This window comes from Streptomyces sp. NPDC008125, from assembly GCF_042957125.1.
Classification (GTDB): Bacteria; Actinomycetota; Actinomycetes; order Streptomycetales; family Streptomycetaceae; genus Streptomyces.
The window spans coordinates 381,133-396,254 of sequence record NZ_JBIBHR010000002.1; the positions used below are offsets into that span (position 1 = coordinate 381,133).

14 protein-coding genes are annotated in these 15,122 nt (G+C 73.2%); 8 read left to right on the top strand and 6 right to left on the bottom strand.

Features of this window, described 5'->3' with window-relative positions; all coding sequences use genetic code 11:
• Nucleotides 1–173: 173 nt before the first annotated feature.
• From ACFZAX_RS04410 to ACFZAX_RS04420, 3 genes are all read right to left on the bottom strand, one after another.
• Complete coding sequence (locus tag ACFZAX_RS04410) at nt 174–758, bottom strand: hypothetical protein (protein ID WP_390958962.1); 585 nt, start codon at nt 756–758, stop codon at nt 174–176.
• Between the two features lie 279 nt (nt 759–1,037).
• Complete coding sequence (locus tag ACFZAX_RS04415; RefSeq protein WP_390958964.1) at nt 1,038–2,084, bottom strand: M48 family metalloprotease; 1,047 nt, start codon at nt 2,082–2,084, stop codon at nt 1,038–1,040.
• 25 nt (nt 2,085–2,109) lie between these two features.
• Nucleotides 2,110–2,628: a BlaI/MecI/CopY family transcriptional regulator gene (locus tag ACFZAX_RS04420; protein ID WP_390958966.1), complete on the bottom strand. Its 519-nt coding sequence runs from the start codon at nt 2,626–2,628 to the stop codon at nt 2,110–2,112.
• 307 nt (nt 2,629–2,935) lie between these two features.
• Between ACFZAX_RS04420 and ACFZAX_RS04425 the strand changes: the two genes are divergently transcribed.
• From ACFZAX_RS04425 to lysA, 3 genes are all read left to right on the top strand, one after another.
• A complete protein-coding gene (locus tag ACFZAX_RS04425; RefSeq protein WP_390958968.1) occupies nt 2,936–3,391 on the top strand; it encodes a TerB family tellurite resistance protein in 456 nt (151 codons plus the stop codon).
• Between the two features lie 315 nt (nt 3,392–3,706).
• Complete coding sequence (locus ACFZAX_RS04430) at nt 3,707–4,234, top strand: SAV_915 family protein (RefSeq protein WP_390958970.1); 528 nt, start codon at nt 3,707–3,709, stop codon at nt 4,232–4,234.
• A 12-nt stretch (nt 4,235–4,246) separates the two neighbouring features.
• On the top strand, nt 4,247–5,749 hold the full coding sequence (gene lysA / locus ACFZAX_RS04435; protein ID WP_390958971.1) for a diaminopimelate decarboxylase: 1,503 nt from the start codon (nt 4,247–4,249) through the stop codon (nt 5,747–5,749).
• A gap of 158 nt (nt 5,750–5,907) precedes the next feature.
• Here lysA and ACFZAX_RS04440 read toward each other — a convergent pair whose 3' ends face one another.
• On the bottom strand, nt 5,908–6,981 hold the full coding sequence (locus ACFZAX_RS04440) for a helix-turn-helix domain-containing protein (RefSeq protein WP_390958973.1): 1,074 nt from the start codon (nt 6,979–6,981) through the stop codon (nt 5,908–5,910).
• Between the two features lie 355 nt (nt 6,982–7,336).
• On the opposite strand from ACFZAX_RS04440, the gene ACFZAX_RS04445 reads away from it, so the two are divergent.
• Both ACFZAX_RS04445 and ACFZAX_RS04450 read left to right on the top strand, forming a co-directional pair.
• Nucleotides 7,337–9,349: an NAD-binding protein gene (locus ACFZAX_RS04445; RefSeq protein WP_390958975.1), complete on the top strand. Its 2,013-nt coding sequence runs from the start codon at nt 7,337–7,339 to the stop codon at nt 9,347–9,349.
• 231 nt (nt 9,350–9,580) lie between these two features.
• Nucleotides 9,581–10,408: an alpha/beta fold hydrolase gene (locus tag ACFZAX_RS04450; RefSeq protein WP_390958976.1), complete on the top strand. Its 828-nt coding sequence runs from the start codon at nt 9,581–9,583 to the stop codon at nt 10,406–10,408.
• A gap of 63 nt (nt 10,409–10,471) precedes the next feature.
• On the opposite strand, the gene trpS is transcribed toward ACFZAX_RS04450, so the two are convergent.
• Entirely contained in the window at nt 10,472–11,587 is a 1,116-nt protein-coding gene (trpS, locus tag ACFZAX_RS04455; RefSeq protein WP_390958978.1) for a tryptophan--tRNA ligase, read from the bottom strand.
• A gap of 312 nt (nt 11,588–11,899) precedes the next feature.
• Here trpS and ACFZAX_RS04460 point away from each other — a divergent pair, with 312 nt between their 5' ends.
• The gene (locus tag ACFZAX_RS04460; protein WP_390958980.1) at nt 11,900–12,646 is read left to right on the top strand and encodes a methyltransferase domain-containing protein; all 747 of its coding nucleotides are present in this window, start codon (nt 11,900–11,902) and stop codon (nt 12,644–12,646) included.
• A gap of 165 nt (nt 12,647–12,811) precedes the next feature.
• Here the strand turns inward: ACFZAX_RS04460 and ACFZAX_RS04465 are convergent, their stop codons facing one another.
• On the bottom strand, nt 12,812–12,940 hold the full coding sequence (locus tag ACFZAX_RS04465) for a DUF6126 family protein (protein ID WP_390958981.1): 129 nt from the start codon (nt 12,938–12,940) through the stop codon (nt 12,812–12,814).
• A 306-nt stretch (nt 12,941–13,246) separates the two neighbouring features.
• Between ACFZAX_RS04465 and ACFZAX_RS04470 the strand changes: the two genes are divergently transcribed.
• Together ACFZAX_RS04470 and ACFZAX_RS04475 are read left to right on the top strand one after the other, a co-directional pair.
• On the top strand, nt 13,247–14,338 hold the full coding sequence (locus ACFZAX_RS04470; RefSeq protein ID WP_390958983.1) for a CE1758 family FMN-dependent luciferase-like monooxygenase: 1,092 nt from the start codon (nt 13,247–13,249) through the stop codon (nt 14,336–14,338).
• Between the two features lie 5 nt (nt 14,339–14,343).
• A complete protein-coding gene (locus ACFZAX_RS04475) occupies nt 14,344–15,027 on the top strand; it encodes a CE1759 family FMN reductase (RefSeq protein WP_390958985.1) in 684 nt (227 codons plus the stop codon).
• The last annotated feature ends 95 nt before the right edge of the window (nt 15,028–15,122 follow it).

Here is a 15,122-nt window from a genome sequence, read left to right on the forward strand (position 1 = left end):
GTACCTCGTCCGTCCCACCCTGCGACACGAAGAACTTCCTGTTTGCAGTCGGCCGTTGGCTGCGGACAGGGAGTTCTGTGTACGGGGCGCTCCCCGTTCGGGGGGCTCCGCGTACGGGGCGCTCCCCGTGCGGGGAGTTCCGCGCGCGGCGGGTCTGCGCGCCGTGGTCGGCGTCAGCTGTGGTTGTCGACGATGCTCGTGGCGATGCCGTTCACGACGACGACCTCGGCGTCGACGCCGTCGCCCTTGGTCGCGGCCTCCAGCATCTCCTCGCTGCACGGCATGGCGGCCTGGCCGTCCTCCGTACCGCAGATGTCGCCGGTGCCCTCGATGTCCGTGTCCTCGGAGACGAAGAACTGCTGGTCCACGTCGCCCGGGCGGGTCACCGTGTACTTGCCGGGCGCGAGGTAGCGCACCTTGCCGTTCCAGGTGCCGTTGACGCCCTTGCCCTGGTCGATGCCCTCGACGGCCGTCTCCCGGTCGCCCGAACCGTCCGCAGCGTCCCCGCCCGAGCCGGTGCTGCCGCCCGTGGTGCTGCCGCCGCTGGTGCTGTCGGCAGTGCCGGTGGCGGACGGGGCGTCCTGCGCCGCAGGGGTCTCGGCCGGAAGCGTGGCGGCGGCGCTGCTGCTGCTCGTGTCCTTCGCGCCGGTGTCGGAGCCTGCGTCGGAGTCGTCACCCTGGCAGCCGGTCAGGAGCAGAGTGCCCGCGACTGCGGCGGCGACGAGGACGGCGGTCTTGGTGCGGAGGGCCGAAGCCATGGCGTTGCTCCCGTGGGAAGGGCGTCCACGGAGAGGCGTCTCTCCACGGCCTGCCGTGATCTGGTGGGTGATCTGCTGCGTGACACACGGTGCGATCCGCTGCGTCACATGCGGTGCGACCCGCTGTGTGATCACTATGAGCCCTTCGGGGATCCCCTCGGCCGGATGTCCTGGACCCACGACACCACTGTCACCGTTCCCGGACAGAGCAACAGTCGCGTACCGCACGCGGCGCGCCGGTTTCCCTCTGACCTGCGAAGTTCCCCGGTGTAGCCGGGTCTACAGCAGGGTCGCCCCGTGCAGGATGCGGACCAGCGTGACCGTGGCGTTCACCGACGACAGCGCGGAGACCGCCGTACCCGCCGTCGCCGTCAGTGCGGCGAGCAGCAGGTGCGCCGACGCCGGTGGCCAGAAACGGGCGGTCGGGGCGGGGTCGAGAAGAGCAGCCACCCGGAGCGGTACGGGCCCTGCCGCCGCGAACCCCGCCGGCCCTGCCGGCCCCGCGAACCCCGTCGGCCCGGCGGACCCCGCCGGCCCCGCGAACGGCGAACGGGCCGAGACCAGCGCCGCCTTGCCGACCGCCCGCGCCACCACCCGGCGGCTGCCGACCGCCTGCGCGGCCTCCTCGTCGGCCCAGCGCTCGGTGGTGTACGCCACCGCCGTACGGAGCGGCACCAGGAACGGGTTGGCGCGCGCGGCCAGCTGCGTCAGCAACAGATAGCGGTGGTGGCGCCCCGCCAGATGCGCCCGCTCGTGGGCGAACAGCGCCTGCTGCTCGTCCGGTTCGAGGCAGTCGAGCAGTGCGCTGGAGACGACGACCCGGCCCGTGCCCGCGGTACCCCGCGTCCGCCCGCTCAACAGGCCGCCGGGGAGCGCGTACGCGTACGGGGCGGGCGACTCCACCACACGCACCCCGGCATCGGCGCCGGAACCGTGAGCGGAAACGGCCCCACGGCCCGCTCCCGCCGCCCCCAGCGCGCGGGCTGCGGCGGCCCGGGTCCGTACATGGCGTACGAGCGTCACCGCGCAGCCGGCCACCACCGCGCCCAGCACCCCGATGGCCACCAGGCCAGTCCGGTCCTCGTAGGGCAGTGCGGCCCTGACCTCGGGGTCCGACCAGCCGTCCGGCAACGGGTTGCCGGGGAGCCGGGCCGTACCGATCACCATCAGCAGGGCGAGGCAGAGGGTGCTGCACAGCGCGAGCGTCGTACCGGCGACGGCCAGCAACCGGGTCGCGCCGCGCGGGTGCAAGTGGTGCGCGGCCAGCCGCGCGACGGGCAGCGCGGTCAGCGGCAGGACGAGTGGCAAGTAGACGAAGATGCCCATCGCTCCCCCAGCACCCCTGTCGTCGTCATCGGTTCCCCGACGCGTGGCCGGAGGCATCGGGCCACGCGGGCTCGGCGGGGTCGCCCGCGTCCGGCTCCGGCGAACCCGCCGGGCCGGTCCGGGACAGCAGGGCCCGCAGGCGTTCCTCGTCGCCGGGACTGAGCGCGGAGACGAAACGGGCGAGGACGGCCTCGCGGTCCCGCTCGCCGTCGAGCACCCGACGCATCCGCAGGGCGGCGAGGCCTGCCTCGTCGGAGGCGTTCGTCCACGTGGAGGACCGGCCCGCACGGGTGCGGGTGACCGCGTTCTTCGCATGGAGGCGGGAGAGGATCGTGATGACGGTCGTCAGGGCGAGCCCGCCGTCGAGGCGTTCGCGCACCCAGCCCGCCGTCACCGGCCCCCCGCCCGCGCGCACCGCGGCGAGTACCTCTGCCTCCAGCTCACCCTGCCCACGCTTGCGCGGCCGTCCGCCACCACCGCCACCACCGCCACCACCGCCACCACCGCCGGGTGAAGCGTCGGCACCCTGGGGGGCGTCCGCCACCGGAGACACGTCGGCCCCCGGAGTGACGCCGGCCCCTGGAGGAAGGCCGGCCCCCGGAGGAACGCCCGCCCCCGGGGGAAGGCCAGGAACGTCTTCGTGCCGTCCCGCGTTTCCCATGCGGTGTCCGCCCTTCGCGCAGGCTCTCGCAGTCGCGGCGGGGCGGCCCCGGGCACTGCTCAGCGATCGCCGCATCCTACTGAGCCGCCATTCCATGGCAAAGCCCGCCGGGTCGAGCGGCGAGTTCTACACGTCTGTAGAGTTCCACTCGGTTCAGCCAACGCACCGCAAAGCAACGTATGGAGACGTCATGGCCCTGTGGGATCGGATCAAGGAATCCGCCTCGACGATGCAGACGCAGCTGGAGGCGAAGAAGAACGATCTGAAGAGCGGGGCGTTCCGCGACGCGAGCATGGCGATGTGCGCCCTGGTCTCGGCGGCCGACGGCTCCATCGACCCGTCGGAGCGGCAGCGCGTCGCCCAGCTGATCATGAGCAACGACGTGCTCCAGAACTTCCCCGCGGATGACCTCCAGCGCCGCTTCAACGCGTACGTCGACAAGCTCACCGCCGACTTCGCCTTCGGCAAGGTCTCCGTGCTCCAGGAGATCGCCAAGGCGAAGAAGAAGCCGGCCGAGGCGCGCGCGGTCATCCAGATCGGCATCGTCATCGGTGGCGCCGACGGCGACTTCGACAAGTCGGAGCAGGCCGTGGTCCGGGAGGCGTGCTACGCCCTCGACCTGCCGCCGCACGAGTTCGACCTCTGAGTTCGGGCCCTGCTCCGAAGCACCGATACCTCCGGGCTAGGCCCCTGCGCCGGGCCCGCCGCACCGCACTCCGACACGCCCCGGTCCTGACGGCCGGGGCGTGTCGCCTTTCCGGGCGGACCGGGCCCCGAAAGGCTCGTCAGCCCGCCCGTGCCCGAGGACTCCACGTCAGCGTCGCGTCAAGGCGACCCGGGTCCGGCGTCAAGTACCCGTCAGGGCCCGGACGCCGGCCGCGCCGCCCCCTGCCTGCGGACTTAGCGTCGAAGACGAACCGCCGGGTCGCGTCCGCGACCCGTGCCGACGTCTGGAGGCACCATGGAAACCGCGCTGCCGGATCCCGACCCCCTCGAACCCGTCCCGGCCGGACCCCCGATCGCATCCGTCCCGGCCGGACCCCCGATCGCATCCGTCCCGGCCGGGCCGCTGTTCGTACCCGTCCGCGCGGGCTCCGCCCGCTGCCCGTCGAGCGTCCAGGCACGGTTCTTCCGTACACCCCTCGGCGCGCGCACCGCCGTCGCGTTCACCTCGGAACGCCTGCTCGTCGCCACCCTGGGTGCCGGGCAGCAGTGGGTACGCCTCTGCGAACCGGCCCTGCGCGACCTCGCCGCTCCTCTCGGCGTCCGCACCCTCACCGTCGACCCGCTGCTCTCCGCGCCGCGCGCCGCCGACCCGCACCCCTCGGTGCCCCACACCGCCGCGCACGCGGGCCCCGCCGCGACCACCGCGCCTGCCGTTCCTGCCCCGCAGGCGATCCCCGCCGCAGCCGTCGTCCCCGCGACGGGCACGGCTCCTCCCGCGCCGGCCGTCCCCGACGCCCCCGCGCTCGTCCGCCACGGACGCTGAAGGGAGCGCCCCATGACCACCACCCCCCTCGCCCCCGTCCCCACCCCCGCACCGGCCGGGTCCCCAAGCCCCGCCGGCGCCCCCTCCCCGGCCGGGTCCCTCGACCCCGCCGGGGAGGTCCCCACCTCCCCCGCACCCCTCGCCCCGTGCGCGTCAGCCCTCACTCCGTGCGCGTCAGCCCTCACCCCGTGCGCGTCACCGGCCCGGCAGACGTATCCGCAGGACGTGTGGCCCGCGTCGACGCGCCCCGGCCCGCACGGGGACATGACGGTGGGCGGGGTCTCCCTGACCGAGGCCGCCGAACGGTTCGGCACCCCGCTGTACGTACTCGACGAGGGCGAGGTCCGCGACCGCTGCCGGACCTACCGTGCCGCGTTCCCGCCGGAAGAGGCGGACGTGGTCTACGCGGCGAAGGCCTTCCTGAGCCGGGCCGTCGTCCGCTGGGTACGGGAGGAGGGGCTCGGGCTCGACGTCTGCTCGGCCGGTGAACTCCTCCTCGCGATCAGCGCGGGTTTCCCGGCCGACCGGATCGTGCTGCACGGCAACGCCAAGAGCCCGGAGGACCTGAGCACCGCCGTACGGCTCGGTGTCGGCAGGATCGTGCTCGACTCCACCTCCGAGATCGCCCGCCTCGCCGCGCTGGTGCCGCACGGAACCCGCCAGCGCGTCATGATCCGAGTGGTGCCCGGGATTTCGGCCGGCGGGCACGCCGCGGTCCGTACCGGCACCGAGGACCAGAAGTTCGGCCTCTCCCTCATGGACGGCTCGGCGCAGCACGCCATCGACCGGGTCCTCGGCCAGCCGGGACTCGAACTCGTGGGCCTGCACTGCCACATCGGCTCGCAGATCACCTCGGTCACGCCGTACGTCTCCGCGCTCCGCCGGATGGTGGGGCTCCTCGCCCGCACCCGGGACAAGCACGGCGTCGCGCTGCCGGAGCTGGACATGGGCGGCGGGCACGGCATCGCGTACCGGGCGGGCGAACCGGCGCTCGACATCCCCACCCTCGCCGCGCGCATCCGCGCCGAACTCGCCGCCGGTTGCGCGCGGGCCATGCTGCCGGTCCCCCGGCTGACCGTCGAACCCGGACGGGCGGTCATCGGCCCGGCGGGCGTGGCCGTGTACCGGGTGCTCTCCGTCAAGCGGACCGGCACCCGCACCTTCGTCGCCGTCGACGGCGGCATGAGCGACAACCCGCGCCCGGCCCTGTACGGCGTGCGGTACGCGCCCCGCATGGTCGGCCGGGCGTCCAACGCTCCCGGGCGGACGGTGACCGTGGTGGGCCGGCACTGCGAGGCCGGGGACATCCTGGCCGACGCGGTGGAACTCCCCGAGGACGTGCACCCGGGCGATCTGCTGGCCGTCCCGGCGGCGGGGGCGTACCACCTGTCGATGGCGTCCGGCTACAACCTCGTGGGCCGGCCGCCGGTCGTCGCCGTCACGGACGGCGCCGCACGCATGCTCGTCCGCCGCGAGTCCCTCGAAGACCTCCGGCGCAGGGACGTGGGGGCCTGATGACGTGAGCAGGTGAGCCGTCGGGCCCGATGGCGTATGGGCCCGACGGCATCCCGGTCCCGAGGGCGACCGCACGAGGGGAGGGCCGCGCACACCAGGTACCCGGCCCTCCGTGCGCGGGGACCCTCCGCACCGGGAGCCTCCCGCCGCGCGCGGGTTCAGATCTCCTTCGTGGGCCAGTCCAGCAGCCGGGCGCCGATCACCGCCGTCTGCAGGGTGTACCGGTGCACCGGGTCGGCGAGGTCGGCGCCGGTCAGCTGGTGGATGCGCTCCAGCCGGTACGTCAGTGCCCGGACGCTCAGCGACAGCCGCCGGGCCGTCTCCGCCGCGACGCACCCCGAGTCGAAGTACGCCTGGAGGGTCCGCAGCAGCGGTTCGGCACCGCCCCGGGCCTTCTGGAGCGGGCCCAGCCGACTGCGCACCAGGTCCACCATGGCCTGCCGGTCCCGGGTCAGCACGGGATAGACCAGCAGATCCGCCGCGTGCAGCACCGGTTCGTCCAGCCCCAGCCGCTCGGCGAGCTCGTGGGTTTCGAGAGCCTCGTCGTAGGACTGCACCACACCGCCCGGCCCGTGGTGCGGTCGGCCGATGGCCGCCCGCCCGCCGCCGGTCGCCGCGTGGGACTGCTGGGCGAAGTGGAGCAACACCTCCGGCCGGCTGCCCGGCGCGATGCAGATCAGGCGGCCGTCCTTCGTCGTCAGCAGGATCTCCCGCCCCCCGAACCGGGCCAGCAAGGCCGCTTCCACGCTGCGCGGCACCGCGTCCGTCTCGGTGTACGCCTCCGGGCCCACGGCCACCCCGACCGCGTGCGCCCGCGACAGATGCAGCCCGAACCGGGTGGACCGCTCCGCGAGGCGGCCGAGGTCGCTGCGCCCGTAGAGCAGGTCGTCGATGAACTCGCGACGGGCCGCCTCCTCGCGGCGCACCGTCATCCGCTGGGCCTCCTCGAAGCCCTCGACAAACGCGTCCACGGCCTGTTCCACCGCGTGGAGCACGGCGTCCGTCGAGGCGCCGCCTCCCCGGGCCGCCGTGCACGGCCAGTGCGCGCGGGTCCGCGCGAGGTGGAGGGTGATCAGCTCGCGCAGCCGGAGCCCGGACTCCGCGGCGTCCCGCCCCAGTTCGCGGCGGTCCTCCAGCTCCTTGTGCGTCAACCGCCTTCCTGTAACAGCCACTTCCTCCAGGACCTGGACGTAGTCCCCCAGTGCCCCGCTGGATATGCGCGCTTCCGCCATCGCTCGTTCCTTCCCCGTGGTTCCCGTACGTATATGTAGCGCACATCCGTCCGTTCCACGGTCCGGCAACCTCCTCACCCGAGGACTGCCGGAATCCGGCAGTGCGCGAAGTCCCGTCCGGATGACACGATCCGTACAGCACCACACGGGGGAACGACCACCTCGGTGACGGTGCTCTGACGGGGGACCAGCGGGGGAAAACACGGGGGAATCGGGGGAACGGCCCGGCGACGGGCCCCGGCGACGGGGCTCGTACCGGGTTCCCCGCTCCCTCCGCACCCCCTTCTCCCCGGCCCCGGCCCCGAGTTCGGCACACGGATCACCGAGTCCCGTACCGACCCGACAGGAGCAAGGCATGCTGGGTTTCGTGTCCTCTCTCCCCCAGCAGCCGCAGCGCCCCCAACGCCTCCCGCTGTCCGGCCACATGGTCGTCTGCGGGGACGACGCGCTCGCCCGGCGGCTCGCCGTGGAACTGCGGTACGTCTACGGGGAACGCGTCACCCTGATCCTCCCGCCCGGCCCCGACGCCGCGCAGCCGGACCTCCCGCTGAACCAGCGGGCCCGCGCCTCCGCCCTGTTCGGCCGGATGTCCGCGGCGATGAGCCGCACCGGTCCCGCACCCCTGGAGGGCGTCGGATCCGGCGACAGCGACACCAACGCCGGGGTGGAGCCCGTCGTCATCATGGAATCGGCGGAACCCTCCGACGACATCCTGGAAGAGGCAGGTGTCGACCGGGCCGCAGCCCTCGCCCTCGTCTACGAGGACGACGAACGCAACATCCGGGCCGCGCTCACCGCCCGCCGCCTCAACCCCCGTCTGCGCCTGGTGATCCGCCTCTACAACCGCAAGCTCGGCGTCCACCTGGAGACCCTCCTCGACCAGGCGGCGGCCTTCGCCGTGCCCGGACTCGACCAGGCCGCCCTGGACGCCGGCACCACGGTCCTCTCCGACGCCGACACTGTCGCCCCGGCCCTGGCCGCCACCGCGCTGACCGGCAGCAGCAAGGTCGTCGAGGCGGAGGGGCTGCTGCTGCGCGCGGCCGAGCGCACCCCGCCCGGTCCCGGCGAGCGGGCCGACCCGGGGCTCTGCACCCTCGCGCTCCTCTCCTCCACCACCGTCGACCCGGCCGGGGCCGAGGGCTCCGACAGCAGCGGCGACGAAGGACCGCGGCTGCTGCCCGACGAACGCTCCGTGGCGGCGGCGACCGGGCGCGGCACCATCGTCCTGGAGACCGTCAGCCGCTCGGCCCCGGACCGGCCCGCCGCCCGCATGGGCGGCAGGGGCGCCCCGCTGAGCCAGGTGTTCTCGCGGCGGCTGCGCTGGTCGGCCCTGGGCGTCGCGGCGGCCGTGGTCGCTCTGGCGGTGGCCTCGGTCCGGACGACCGGCGACAGCGCCCCGCACTCGGTCTACCTGACCCTGCTCGACCTCTTCGCCATGGGGGACCCGGCGGACGACACCGCGCCCTCCGCCCGCAAGATCATCCAACTGCTGTCGGGGGTGGCCGGGCTCCTGCTGCTGCCGCTGCTGATCGCGGCGGTCCTGGAGGCCTTCGGCACCCTGCGCACCGCCTCCTCGCTGCGCCGCCCGCCGCGCGGCCTCTCCGGCCACGTGGTGCTGCTCGGCCTCGGCAAGATCGGCACCCGGGTCCTCGTACGCCTCCGTGAGCTCGGCATCCCCGTGGTCGTCGTCGAGGAGGACCCGAACGCCCGGGGCATCCCGCTGGCCCGCTCGCTGCACGTGCCGACCGTCATCGGCGACGTCACCCAGGAAGGCGTACTGGAGGCGGCGAAGGTCGGCCGGGCCCGCGCACTGCTCGCCCTGACCAGCAGCGACACCACCAACCTCGAAGCGACCCTCTACGCCCGGTCGATCAAGCCCGATCTGCGCGTGGCCCTCCGGCTCTACGACGACGACTTCGCGACCGTCGTCTACCGCACCCTGCGCACCGCCCACCCGGGGGCCACCACCCGCTCCCGGTCGGTGACCCATCTGGCCGCCCCCTCGTTCGCCGTGGCCATGATGGGCCGGCAGATCCTCGGCGCGGTCCCGGTCGAGCGGAAGGTCATGCTCTTCGCCGCCCTGGTGGTGGGCGGACACCCCCAGCTGGAGGGCCACACCGTCGCGCAGGCGTTCCGGGCCGGCGCCTGGCGCGTGCTGGCCCTGGACACCACCCCGCCCGGCGGCCGTATACCCGACACCGCCACCTCCCTCTACGGCGCCGGGGACAGGCAGCGCACCTCGGGGCTGATCTGGGACCTGCCGGACGGGTACGTACTCAAGGCCGAGGACCGCGTGGTGATCGCCGCGACCCGGCGCGGACTCGCCGAGCTGCTGCGCAGGCAGCGCGCGGCCTCTGGGCGGCGCTGAAGCGGCGGAGAGCACGGCGCCGGAGCGTTTCACGTGAAACGCTCCCCACCCGACGGCTCCACATCTGGACAGCGCCCCCACCGGACAGCGCCTCCCCTGGACAGCGCCCCCACCGGGCCCCTCCCGCCCTCACCCGTTCGGCCCAAGAGCGCTCCCCGTCGAAATTCCCGTCATGCGGTAATGGACCGTGTTGTCCCCTGTACGGCAGGACCGCAGGAAAGGGAGAAGCACATGCCCGTCTGCACCACGCGCGACGGAGTCGAGATCTTCTACAAGGACTGGGGCCAGGGGCGCCCCGTGGTCTTCATCCACGGATGGCCGCTCAACGGCGACGCCTGGCAGGACCAGCTCAAGGCCGTCGCGGACGCCGGGTACCGCGGCATCGCGCACGACCGCCGGGGCCACGGCCGTTCCACCCCGGTGTGGGACGGCTACGACTTCGACACCTTCGCCGACGACCTCGACGACCTGATCACCCAGCTCGACCTGAGGGACGTCACCCTGGTCGCGCACTCCATGGGAGGCGGCGAGCTGGCCCGGTACATCGGCCGGCACGGCACGGAGCGGATCAGGTCCACCGTCCTGCTCTCCGCCATCCCCCCGCTGATGCTCCAGGGGCCGGACAACCCGGAGGGTGTACCGCAGAGCGTCTTCGACGACATCAAGAAGGGCATCCTGACGGAACGCTCGCAGTTCTGGAAGGACACCGCGGTCGGCTTCCACTCCGCCAACCGCGAGGGCAACAAGGTCACCCAGGGCAACAAGGACGCGTTCTGGTACATGGCCATGGCCGAGACCATCGAGGGTGGGGTCGCCTGCGTCGACGCCTTCGCCTCCACGGACTTCCACGAGGACCTGAAGAAGTTCGACGTCCCCACCCTCGTCGTGCACGGCGACGACGACCAGGTCGTCCCCATCGACGCCACCGGCCGCAAGACCGCGAAGCTGGTGAAGGACGCCACGCTGAAGGTCTACGAGGGCGGCTCGCACGGCATCGCGCTGGTGCCGGGCGACAAGGAGAAGTTCAACAAGGACCTGCTGGACTTCCTCAAGAAGTGAGCATGACGTGACCGGTGCCGGGCGGGCGCCGCGCCCCCGACGCGTCGCCCGGCACCGGGTCCTCTACCGCAGCGTCCCCATGACCTCCCGGACCTCGTCCAGGGTGCGTTCGGCGATCTCGTTCGCGCGCGCGTTCCCGGCACGCAGCACGGAGCGTACGTACCCCAGGTCCAGCGCGTACTCCGCGCGACGGGCCCGGACGGGCGCCAGCCGGGTGTTGACGGCCTCCGTCACGGTCCGCTTGAGCTCGGCCGCCCCGCCGTCGCCGATCGTCTCGGCGACCTCGTGCGGGTCGCGGTCCTGGCACAGCGCGGCGAGCAGTACGAGGTTGGAGACCGCGGGCCGGTGTCCGGGGTCGTAGGAGATGCGCCGGTCGGCGTCGGTCTTCGCACCCTTGATCAGCCGGGCGGTCTCGTCGGCGGTCGCGCCGAGGGCGATGGCGTTGCCGCGGCTCTTGCTCATCTTGCCGCCGTCGGTGCCGAGCAGCAGCGGGGCGGCGGAGAGCAGCGCCTCGGGCTGGGGGAAGACCGGTGCGTAGCGCTCGTTGAAGCGGCGGGCGACGGTCCGGGTGAGCTCCAGGTGCGGCAGCTGGTCCTGGCCCACCGGGACGAGGTTGCCCTTGCAGAAGAGGATGTCGGCGGCCTGGTGGACCGGGTAGGTGTACATCAGACCGCTGACGGCCGCCTGGCGGGAGTGGGCGATCTCGTCCTTGACGGTGGGGTTGCGGCCCAGTTCGGCCACCGAGACCAGGCTGAGGAAAGGCAGCAGCAACTGGTTCAGGGCGGCTACCGCGCTGTGGTTGAAGATCGTCGAACGCGACGGGTCGATGCCGATGGCGAGGTAGTCGAGGAGCAGCCCCTCCATCGTCCCGGCGAGCCGGTCGACCACGTCCCGGTCGGTCAGCGCCTGGTAGTCGGGGATCAGCACGAAGACCTCCACGCCCAGGTCCTGGAGTCGGACCCGGTTGTGGAGGGTGCCGAAGTAGTGCCCGAGGTGAAGGGGGCCGGTCGGCCGGTCCCCGGTCATCACCCGGAAGCGGCCCGGCGCAGCGGCGAGCTCCCGTTCCAGCTCGGCGCTGCGCCTTCGGGCGGCGGCGACGGTGGAAGCGGCGAGCGGAGATACGGCGGCGAGCGGGTCGGCGCCCGGGGCGGAGGTGGTGAGCGGCGGAATCGTGGTCATGGAATCTCTCCTCGCGAGGTGTGGCTGCGTGGAGGACGGCCCCGCCGTGGAGCTGATCCGTGTCCGTCTCCCCGTCGCGCGCGCCTCGGGCGCCGTACGCGGGAACGGAGAAGGGCCGTCCGTGTCGAACGGCCCTGGTTCCGTGCGGAAGGGGTGCCGCTCCTAGGAGGAGCGCCACCAGTTCCGGCACGGTACGGAGGTCATGGAGCGAGTGTAACGCGCACCTGTCGGCCCGCCCGGGGATCGGCGGCGCCCGCCCGCGCCCGGAAAACCAGTGGCGGCGCGGGGACCAGCCTCTCCAACAATGGCCGTATGAAACGGACTTCGCAGGCCCGCTCGTTCGACCTCGCCGCCGCCGCGTACGCCGCGAACCGCCCCTCCTACCCTCCGGCGCTGCTGGACGCGGTCGAGGAGCTCGGCGGCCGTCCGATCGGGGGCGCCGCCGTCGCCGACGTCGGGGCGGGCACCGGGCTGGCGACGGCGATCCTGCGGGACAGGGGCGCGCGGGTCCTCGCGGTCGAGCCCGGCGCCGGGATGGCGTCGGAGTTCCGCCGCCGGCTGCCCGGGGTCCCGCTGGTGCTGGGGGACGGCGACCGGCTGCCCCTGGCCGACGCCTGCCTCGACTTCCTCACCTACGCCCAGTCCTGGCACTGGACCGATCCGCGGGCGTCCGTCCCGGAAGCGCTGCGCGTGCTGCGCCCCGGCGGCGCCCTCGCCCTCTGGTGGAACGACTCGGACGCCACCGTCCCCTGGGTCGGCGCCCAGGACGCGCGTCTGCGCCGGCTCTTCGGAGCAGCGGACCGTCCTCACGACCCCCGGGCCCGCTTCCGTGGGCTGCCGACCGGGCTCGGCTTCGCCCACCGGCAGCTCGTCTGGTCCCGGCGCGTGCCCCTCGGTACACATCTGGCCAACCTCGCCAGCTACTCCGATTTCCTGGTCCTCGGCGCAGCGGGGACGGAGGCCTTCCTCGCCGAGGAGCACGGCCTGCTGTCCGCCGCGTTCCCGGACGGGACGGTGGAGGAGCGGTACGTGGTCAGCCTGGCCGTCGCCCGCCGCTGACGCGGGAACCCCGCGCCCCGGGGCGCGTCCTCACACTGCCGTCGTTCGGCCGAAGGCCGGGCCCGGGCGGCGTCCGGTGCGTGCGACCCGGCAGCGCGGCGAGCGTGCGCGCCGGACGCCGACCGGCAGACGGCAGTCCGAAGACGCGCCCTCGCCTGCCGGGCCCTACCTGTGGGCGTGGTCCCCCACGTAGAACAGCAGGTAGACGAAGCCCGCGAAGGCGTGGGTGGCGAAGACGTACACGAAGACGCGCAGCGCGACGCCGCGCTCCTTCCAGTTCTCGCTCTCGCTCACGGCAGCTCCCCCTCGTCCCGCACGCGCTCGGACGCGCCCCGTCGGCCCCGACGGCTCCGGGCCGGCTCCGGCCACGGCGCGTTTCCCCCAGCGTACGCACCCGGTCGGCGCCCGCCCGAGGGGCCGAAGGCCCGTGCGGACGGCCCGCACCACCTCCGCACCACCCGCGTTTCCTCCGTCGTTCCCTCAGGGGCAACAGGGGGTGCACGGGCGGAATAGCCAGTGGGGGGTCCCCGTTGTAGGGTGGGACCAGTTAGTTCAAGCTTCAACAACATTGAAGCGGACACAGCACAGGAGGCGGACGTCATGCAGTTCGGGATCTTCACCGTCGGGGACGTCACCACCGATCCGACGACCGGCCGGACGCCGTCCGAGAACGAGCGGATCAAGGCCACCCTCGCCATCGCGCAGAAGGCCGAAGAGGTCGGCCTGGACGTCTTCGCGACCGGCGAGCACCACAACCCGCCGTTCGTCCCGTCGTCGCCCACCACGACGCTCGCCTACATCGCCGCCCGCACCGAGAAGCTCATCCTCTCGACCTCCACCACGCTGATCACGACGAACGACCCGGTGAAGATCGCCGAGGACTACGCCACGCTCCAGCACCTCGCGGACGGCCGTGTCGACCTGATGATGGGCCGCGGCAACACCGGCCCGGTCTACCCGTGGTTCGGCAAGGACATCCGCCAGGGCGTCCCGCTCGCCATCGAGAACTACGCCCTGCTGCACAAGCTGTGGCGCGAGGACGTCGTGGACTGGGAGGGGAAGTTCCGGACGCCGCTGCAGTCCTTCACCGCCACCCCGCGCCCGCTCGACGGCGTGCCGCCGTTCGTCTGGCACGGCTCGATCCGGTCCCCCGAGATCGCCGAGCAGGCCGCCTACTACGGCGACGGCTTCTTCCACAACAACATCTTCTGGCCGATGTCCCACACCAAGAAGATGGTCGAGCTGTACCGCCAGCGGTACGCGCACTACGGCCACGGCACCGCCGAGCAGGCCATCGTCGGCCTCGGCGGCCAGGTGTTCATGGCCAAGAACTCGCAGGACGCCGTCAAGCGGTTCCGCCCGTACTTCGACAACGCCCCGGTCTACGGCCACGGCCCGACGCTGGAGGACTTCACCCGCGAGACGCCGCTGACCGTCGGCTCCCCGCAGGAGGTCATCGAGCGCACCCTGTCGTTCCGTGACGCCGTCGGCGACTACCAGCGCCAGCTGTTCCTGATGGACCACGCCGGCCTCCCGCTCAAGACGGTCCTTGAGCAGCTCGACATCCTCGGCGAGGAGGTCGTCCCGGTGCTCCGCAAGGAGTTCGCCGCCCTGCGCCCCGCCGGGGTGCCCGAGTCCGCCCCCGTCCACCCGGCCGTCACCGCCGCCCGTACCGCCTCGAAGGAGGTCTGACCGCCATGACCGCACCCGTGGGCGCCACCGTCCTCTCGACCGCCCCGCTCAGGATCGTCGCCGTGTCGGCCGGGCTGAGCCAGCCGTCCTCGACCCGGATGCTGGCCGACCGGCTGGCGGCGGCCACCCGGGAACAGCTGGAGACCGGACAGGACCGCCAGGTCGAGGTCCGCGCCATCGATCTGCGCGACCTCGCCGTCGACATCGCGAAGAACCTGATCACCGGGTTCCCGTCGGCCGACCTCCAGGACGCCGTCGACGCGGTGGCCGGGGCGGACGGGCTGATCGCGGTGACCCCGGTCTTCAGCGCCTCGTACAGCGGCCTGTTCAAGTCCTTCTTCGACCTGATCGAGAACACCGCGCTGACCGGGAAGCCGGTCGTGATCGCCGCGACCGGCGGCTCGGCCCGGCACTCGCTGGTCCTGGAGCACGCCATGCGCCCGCTCTTCGCGTACCTGCGGGCCGTGACCGTACCGACCTCCGTCTACGCGGCGTCGGAGGACTGGGGATCGTCCGGCGACGAGTACACCGACGGGCTGCCGTCCCGCATCCGGCGGGCCGGCGGCGAGCTGGCCTCGGCGGTCCTGGGCCGTACGGTCTCCGGCGCCTCCCGGACGCTGGGCCTGGACGACGGGCTGGACGCGATCGTGCCGTTCGCCCAGCAGCTCGCCGACCTGCGGCTCGACTGACCGGCGCCCCGCCGCACGGACACGCCCGGTGGGAGGACCAGGCCGTGCCGGACACCGCCCGCCCGGCGGGAATGGTCGGACACGACTGGACGCCG

Coding starts and splice junctions, on each gene's coding strand:
- ACFZAX_RS04410 (WP_390958962.1), bottom strand. CDS start 758: ATGGCTTCGGCCCTCCGCACCAAGACCGCCGTCCTCGTCGCCGCCGCA.
- ACFZAX_RS04415 (WP_390958964.1), bottom strand. CDS start 2,084: ATGGGCATCTTCGTCTACTTGCCACTCGTCCTGCCGCTGACCGCGCTG.
- ACFZAX_RS04425 (WP_390958968.1), top strand. CDS start 2,936: ATGGCCCTGTGGGATCGGATCAAGGAATCCGCCTCGACGATGCAGACG.
- ACFZAX_RS04430 (WP_390958970.1), top strand. CDS start 3,707: ATGGAAACCGCGCTGCCGGATCCCGACCCCCTCGAACCCGTCCCGGCC.
- lysA (WP_390958971.1), top strand. CDS start 4,247: ATGACCACCACCCCCCTCGCCCCCGTCCCCACCCCCGCACCGGCCGGG.
- ACFZAX_RS04440 (WP_390958973.1), bottom strand. CDS start 6,981: ATGGCGGAAGCGCGCATATCCAGCGGGGCACTGGGGGACTACGTCCAG.
- ACFZAX_RS04445 (WP_390958975.1), top strand. CDS start 7,337: ATGCTGGGTTTCGTGTCCTCTCTCCCCCAGCAGCCGCAGCGCCCCCAA.
- ACFZAX_RS04450 (WP_390958976.1), top strand. CDS start 9,581: ATGCCCGTCTGCACCACGCGCGACGGAGTCGAGATCTTCTACAAGGAC.
- trpS (WP_390958978.1), bottom strand. CDS start 11,587: ATGACCACGATTCCGCCGCTCACCACCTCCGCCCCGGGCGCCGACCCG.
- ACFZAX_RS04460 (WP_390958980.1), top strand. CDS start 11,900: ATGAAACGGACTTCGCAGGCCCGCTCGTTCGACCTCGCCGCCGCCGCG.
- ACFZAX_RS04470 (WP_390958983.1), top strand. CDS start 13,247: ATGCAGTTCGGGATCTTCACCGTCGGGGACGTCACCACCGATCCGACG.
- ACFZAX_RS04475 (WP_390958985.1), top strand. CDS start 14,344: ATGACCGCACCCGTGGGCGCCACCGTCCTCTCGACCGCCCCGCTCAGG.